This window comes from Kitasatospora sp. NPDC056076 (genome assembly GCF_042266305.1).
Lineage (GTDB): Bacteria > Actinomycetota > Actinomycetes > Streptomycetales > Streptomycetaceae > Kitasatospora.
The window spans coordinates 1-5683 of sequence record NZ_JBHJWG010000103.1; the positions used below are offsets into that span (position 1 = coordinate 1).

6 protein-coding genes are annotated in these 5683 nt (G+C 75.7%); 2 read left to right on the forward strand and 4 right to left on the reverse strand.

The features are described from left to right. Nucleotides 1-44: 44 nt before the first annotated feature. The 4 genes from ACFC1T_RS37985 to ACFC1T_RS38000 all read right to left on the reverse strand — a co-directional run bounded on the left by ACFC1T_RS37985 (nucleotide 45) and on the right by ACFC1T_RS38000 (nucleotide 4058). On the reverse strand, nucleotides 45-1142 hold the full coding sequence (locus ACFC1T_RS37985) for a hypothetical protein (protein ID WP_375897274.1): 1098 nt from the start codon (nucleotides 1140-1142) through the stop codon (nucleotides 45-47). Continuing rightward, nucleotides 1139-2056 (reverse strand): hypothetical protein, encoded by a 918-nt coding sequence (locus ACFC1T_RS37990; RefSeq protein WP_375897276.1) that lies wholly within the window; start codon nucleotides 2054-2056, stop codon nucleotides 1139-1141. Before ACFC1T_RS37990 ends, ACFC1T_RS37985 begins: the two co-directional genes overlap by 4 nt. Continuing rightward, the gene (locus tag ACFC1T_RS37995; protein ID WP_375897279.1) at nucleotides 2053-3063 is read right to left on the reverse strand and encodes a hypothetical protein; all 1011 of its coding nucleotides are present in this window, start codon (nucleotides 3061-3063) and stop codon (nucleotides 2053-2055) included. Before ACFC1T_RS37995 ends, ACFC1T_RS37990 begins: the two co-directional genes overlap by 4 nt. Nucleotides 3064-3125: 62 nt before the next feature. Beyond that, nucleotides 3126-4058, reverse strand: coding sequence for a hypothetical protein (locus tag ACFC1T_RS38000; RefSeq protein WP_375897281.1), 933 nt, complete (start codon nucleotides 4056-4058; stop codon nucleotides 3126-3128). A 362-nt stretch (nucleotides 4059-4420) separates the two neighbouring features. On the opposite strand from ACFC1T_RS38000, the gene ACFC1T_RS38005 reads away from it, so the two are divergent. After that, complete coding sequence (locus ACFC1T_RS38005; RefSeq protein ID WP_375897284.1) at nucleotides 4421-4843, forward strand: carboxymuconolactone decarboxylase family protein; 423 nt, start codon at nucleotides 4421-4423, stop codon at nucleotides 4841-4843. A 48-nt stretch (nucleotides 4844-4891) separates the two neighbouring features. Further along, nucleotides 4892-5683 (forward strand): ADP-ribosylglycohydrolase family protein (locus ACFC1T_RS38010; RefSeq protein WP_375897287.1); only part of this gene is annotated, 792 nt, incomplete at its 3' end.

Below are 5683 nucleotides of genomic sequence, written 5' to 3' on the forward strand. Positions count from 1 at the left end.
AACGGGGGGTGCGGGGCCCTCGGGCCTTCGGGCGGGCGCCGGGCTCAGGCGAGCAGGTCGGCCTGGAGGTCGACCACCTGGCGGAAGGCTGCGGCGGGCACGCCGCGCGGGTTGGTCATGGTGATCACGGCCACCACGTCGGAGGCCGACACGAACGCCAGACGGGTCGTCGGCACGTCCTTGCCGGCGGTCTCCCGGGACTCCTTGCGGGTCACCTCGACGCCGTCCGGCAGCTCGCCGTCGGCCGAGGAGGGCGCGGTCCTCGCGTCGGGCGCGGCCTTGAGCTGGATCTCCGAGCGCGTCCGGGAGAAGGTGTCCCAGGCCTCGGCGGAGGTGCCGAAGCGCATCAGCCGGATCCGGGTGCTGGTGCCGTCGGAGGCGGTCCACTCCCGGACGGTGGCCGCGCGGCACACGTTCTGCCGCAGCAGGGTCCGCATCCGGGCCGGGTTCTGCAGGTCGCCGAGCAGCGCGTCGCAGGACACCCAGTTCGCCGGGGCCGCCCCCTCGGGGCCCGCGGTGGCCGTGCCGGAGGCGCTCGGGCCCGCCGTGGCCGAGGGGGTCCCCGACGGGGTGTCGGAGGGCGAGGCCGTGGGTGAGGCCGAGCCCGCCGAGCCCGCCGGGAGCGTCGGGGCCGTCGGGGCCGGGAAGACCGGCGGGTTCACCGAGCCGCCGGCCTCCTTGGGCACGGGCAGCAGCAGGTGGCGCAGGTCCGCCAGGTGCACGGCCGCGCCCTTGTCCTTGGCCTTGTCCTTGAGGTTGGGCGCGGCCTTGCCCGAGGGCAGCGGCGGCAGGGCCAGCGGCGGGAAGGTGTAGCGGCCGTCGCCGGCGGTGGCCAGGCCGGGGATGTCGGTGCGCTCGGGCGCGGTGACGGCCAGCGCGGTGCCGGTACCGGCCAGGGCGAACACCAGGACGGCGCAGCCCCAGCGCACCGCGGCCTTGCGGCGGCGGGTGCGGTGGGCGGCCTGCTCCTCGGCGGCCTGCGCCGCGAGGGCCTGCCCCTCGGCGGTCGGCTCCTCGGCGGTCGGCGCCGTGGTGGGGGCCGGGTCGGCGGCGGGCGGCGGGACGGGCCCGGACTCCGGGGCGGGCTGCGGGGTGGGCTCGGACCCGGGCCCGGGCTGCGGGGTGGCGGCGTGGTCGGTCATACGGAGGCTCCGGGGCTGGCGAGGCGGTCGAGCTGCATGGTGAAGAGGGCCACGATCCTGTCCTTGGGGAGCGGTGCCACACCCTCGGCGCTCATGATCACCAGGAGGTCGCCCTCGGCGGCCGAGCACTCCAGGTAGTCGATCGGCGCGGAGGGCGGCGCGGGCATCAGGTAGCAGTGCGCCTCGGGGTGGCCGGGGACCTGCGGGCCGGAGCGGAAGATGCCGGTGTCACCGGTGAACACCGCGGTGTACTCGTTGATCCGTTGCACCTCCTGCTGGTTGAACTGGCGCAGCCGCAGGCCGACCACCAGGTTGCCGCCGTCGTTGCGGTAGGTCCGCACGCCGGTGCCCTTGACGTGCAGGCCCTGCCAGTAGGAGCGGAGCTTGTCGCGCTTGTCCTTGGGGACCTGCTGGAGTTCGGCGTCCATCTCGTCGGAGAGCTGCCCGGCGCCGAGCTCGGTGTCGTTGCCGTAGCCGCCCTCGTCGGGGCCCGGCGCGTAGCCGGCCGGGACGGGCAGCAGCAGGTCGCGCAGCGAGCCGAAGTGGCTGCCGTTGGACTTGGCGCCGAAGGGCGTGGGGGTGGCGGCCGGGGCCGGGGTGCCGGTGGGGCCGGCGGCGGCGACCGGGGCGGGGTCGTCGTACTGGGTCTTGATGATGCCGACGCCGATGACCACGCCGACCAGGGCGGCGGCGACGGTGGCGGCGCCCGCGCGCAGCAGGCGGCGGGAGGCGGGGTTCGGGGGCGAATCCGGGGTCGGGCTCGGCGTGGCGGGCTCGCCCGCCGAGGCGAACTCGCCTGCGGGCGCGGCCGGTTCGGGGGTGTGCTCGGCCGGGACGGCCGGGGTGGCCGGGGTGGCCGGGGCGTGCAGCTCGGCCGGGGTGGCCGGCACGGCGCTCACGGAGTCGTCGGTCATGTCAGCCGCTCCCACTGCTGCTTGGCGAGGGCCTTGAGGTCCCCGGATTCCACCGGCTTGGGGCTGAAGACCTCCACGGTCATCAGCACCGTGCCGCGCTGGGCGGCGGCGTGGCCGTAGTAGTACTGCTCCTTGGTGTCGGACCACTGCCTGGGTTCCGGGTCCACCCGGTAGCCGCCGTCGGTGTCGTCGGCGAAGGTCTGCCCGTGGAAGGCCGCGGCCTCGTCGATGTGCTCGGGCGTGTACTGGGTGAGCGTGACCCGGTAGCGGATGTCGCCCTTCATCCAGTCCACCTCGGCGGCGCGCCGGAAGCCGGACGTGGCGAGGTCCTTGAAGACGACGGCCGCGTCGCCCTTGCGTTCGGCGAGCTCGCCGATCGACATCCAGCCGGGCTTGTCCGGGTAGTCGCCCCAGGCGGTGCTGCCGTCGGGGGCGCTGACCAGCAGCTTGCGCAGGTCGCCCTCGATGGCGGGCGGCGGGGGCTGGGCGGCGGCGAGGGCGGCCGGGTCGACCGTCTCGGCCGGGTAGGCGGGCAGGGCGACCTGGAGCGGCGGCAGCGGCGTGGGCGGGCGCTGGGCCTGGATCGCGTAGCCGACGCTGCCGCCGGCCAGCACGCCCACGACCAGGGCGCAGACGGACAGCAGCACCGGGCGGGGGCGGCGCGACGGGCGCGGGGCGGTCTCGGGGCCGGCCGACAGGAAGTCGGCGTAGACGTCCACGGCCGGGGCCGGAGCGGCGGGCTCCGGGGCGGCGGGCTCCGGGGCGGCGGGCTCCGGCGCGACCGGGGCCTGGTGCGCCGTCCGGTGCGCCATCGCCTCGCCTTCGGCCGACCAGGGGGACGGGGCCGGGACGGGCGGCACCGGCGGGACCGGTGGCACGGGCGGTACGGGCGGCACTGGTGGTACGGGCGGCAGCGGCGGCGTCGGCGGTTCGGCCGACGCCGCCGACGCGGACGACGCGGACGGGTCGGCGGCCGCGGCCGGCGGCTGCTCGGGTTCGGTGGTCACGGAAGCGACTCCAGAGGAGGAGGGGCGGGAGGACGTCGTGGGGCGGGCGCGCGGGCGCGGGCTCAGCCCCCGGAGGCGAGCCACTCGCGCTGGCGCTTCATCAGGTCGTTCAGCAGCGCCTTGTCCGGCGTGCCCTTGACCTCGACGTCGACGGTGTACTGGACGTCGCCCTGGCTGGAGATGCCGGTCATCGAGCCGGTGTAGGCCTCGTTCTTGGGCTTGCGGCGGAAGCCGTGGGCGTTGGGGTCGCCGTCGATGTCGATCGCTTCCTGCGACTTGACGGTGTAGCCCTGGACGAACCGGCTCGCCAGGTCGGCGGAGCCGAAGTGCAGCAGGGTGACGGTGACTTCGGCCGTGCCGTCGGCGGTGCGGTAGGTGCGGGTGGCGCCGTCGCGGTAGCCGAGGCGGCTGAGGATGGTGTCGATGTCGTCCGGCTTGCCGAACATCTCGGAGACGTCGTCGCGGGTCATCGCCATCCCGTCGGCGGGCCCGTAGGACTCGCCGCCGGCCGGGATCGGGAGCAGGAAGTAGCGCAGGTCGCCGTCGTGCTTGCCGCCGCTGACGGTGCCCTTGACGGTGCTGGCCGGGGCGGGCTCGGTCGGGACGGCCGTCGGCACCGGGACGGGTACGGCGGAGGGCGTGGCGCTCGCGGAGGCACTCGCGCCGGCGCTCGCCGGGGCGGCGGTGGCGGTGGCACGCGGCGCGGGTGCGGCGGCCCGGTGGCCGTCCGGCTTGCCGACGGCGACGGTCACCGCGGCGCTGGCCGCCGTGACGGCGAGCAGTCCGGCGGTGGCCAGCGCGACGCCGACGGCGCGCGGCAGCCGGCGCGGGGCCGCGGTCGCCGGGGCCGGGTCGGCGGCGGGCACGGGCACGGCAGCCGCTTCCGGCGCGGCTGCGGGCTCCGGCACGACGGCCGACTGCGCTACGACGGCCGGCTGCTGCTGCTCCGGCGGCGGATCGGTGAACGCGGCGCTCTCGTTCTCGGGCGCGGGCAAAGGACTCCCCCATGGGAATGATCGGAAATGTCGCACGTGGGCCACCGTCGGAAATCCGCTCCCCCGCGGCCTTCCCGGACCGGCCATCACGTCTCTCAGCAGGGAGTATGAGAGCCCGATGACATTCTCGCCAACAAAAACAATCACCACACTCCCGTGCAATGCCCGATGAATCGGACACTCCGTGACCCAACCGCAACAGGCGCCCTGACGGGGTGTCGTACGTCCGGGTGTCGTGGAGGCCGTGGTTCCGCGCCCGGCTTGAGTTGGAGCGCACTCCAAGTCCTACGGTTCCTTCCGTGGTCAGGGCCGGTCGGCCGGGGCCGCGGCACGGGAACGGGCACGAGGAGAGGACAGGCGCGATGGGTGCTTCGGAGCAGGGGGCCGGGCAGCGGCGGGAGCGGTTCGAGCGGGGCATGGAGGTGCTCACCCGGGTCGACGGGGAGGGCGGGCAGCGGGTGGTGGACGCGCTGGCCGACATCAGCCCGGAGCTGGCCCACCAGGTCGTCGCCTGGGGCTTCGGCGACGTCTACAGCCGCCCCGAACTCGCCCCGCGTGACCGGCAGTTGGTGACGCTGGGGATGCTCACCGCGCTCGGCGGCTGCGAGCCGCAGCTGGAGGTCCACATCAGCGCCTCGCTCAACGTCGGCCTCTCCCCCGTCGAGATCACCGAGGCGCTGCTGCACTCGGCCGTGTACTGCGGGTTCCCCAAGGCGCTGAACGCGACCTTCGTCGCCAAGAAGGTCTTCGGCGAGCGCGGCCTGCTGCCGGTCACGGCCGCCTGACGCCGGACCACCCTGCCACCGGGGCACGGCCGGTGCCATCATGCGGCCATGACGTATTCGGCAGCACGTGACGCGTTGGAGGGCCTGGCGCTCGGGGACGGCTTCGGCGAGCGGTGGTTCCCGCTCTTCCGCACACCGAAGGCGGCGTTCGCACAGATCCGGGCCCGGCGGGTGCCGCCGGAGACCCCGTGGCACTGGACCGACGACACGGCGATGGCGCTGTCGGTGTACGGGATCCTCACCGCGTACGAGGCGGTGCACCAGGAGCGTCTGGCCCAGGCCTTCGGGGCGACGTACCTGGCCGACGCCTACCGCGGCTACGGCAACGGCATGAGCCTGCTGCTGCCCCGGCTGGCCGCGCGGCCGTCGGCGTGGCGCGAGGAGTCGCGCAAGCTGTTCGACGGCCAGGGCAGCCTGGGCAACGGTGCGGCGATGCGGGTGGCGCCGCTGGGCGCCTGGTTCCACGCGGACCTGGACGAGGCCGCGGAACAGGCCGCGCTGTCGGCCGAGGTGACGCACGCCCACCCCGAGGGGATCGCCGGCGCGGTGGCCGTGGCGCTGGCGGCCGCGCTGGCCGCGCGCGGACGCGAGGGCGGCGGGGTTCCGGCACCGGCACCGGCACCGGCCGGGGCCGCCTTCCTCGCCGAGGTGGCCGGGCGCACCCCGGCCGGCCCGGTGCGCGAGGGCCTGGCCCGGGCCGCCGAACTCGCCCCGGACACCGAGCCCTGGCGCGCGGCGGACCTGCTGGGCAACGGGCAGCGGGTGCGGGCCGGCGACACCGTGCCCTTCGCCCTGTGGTCGGCCGCCCACCACCTCGACAGGGTTACTTATGTCGTTTGG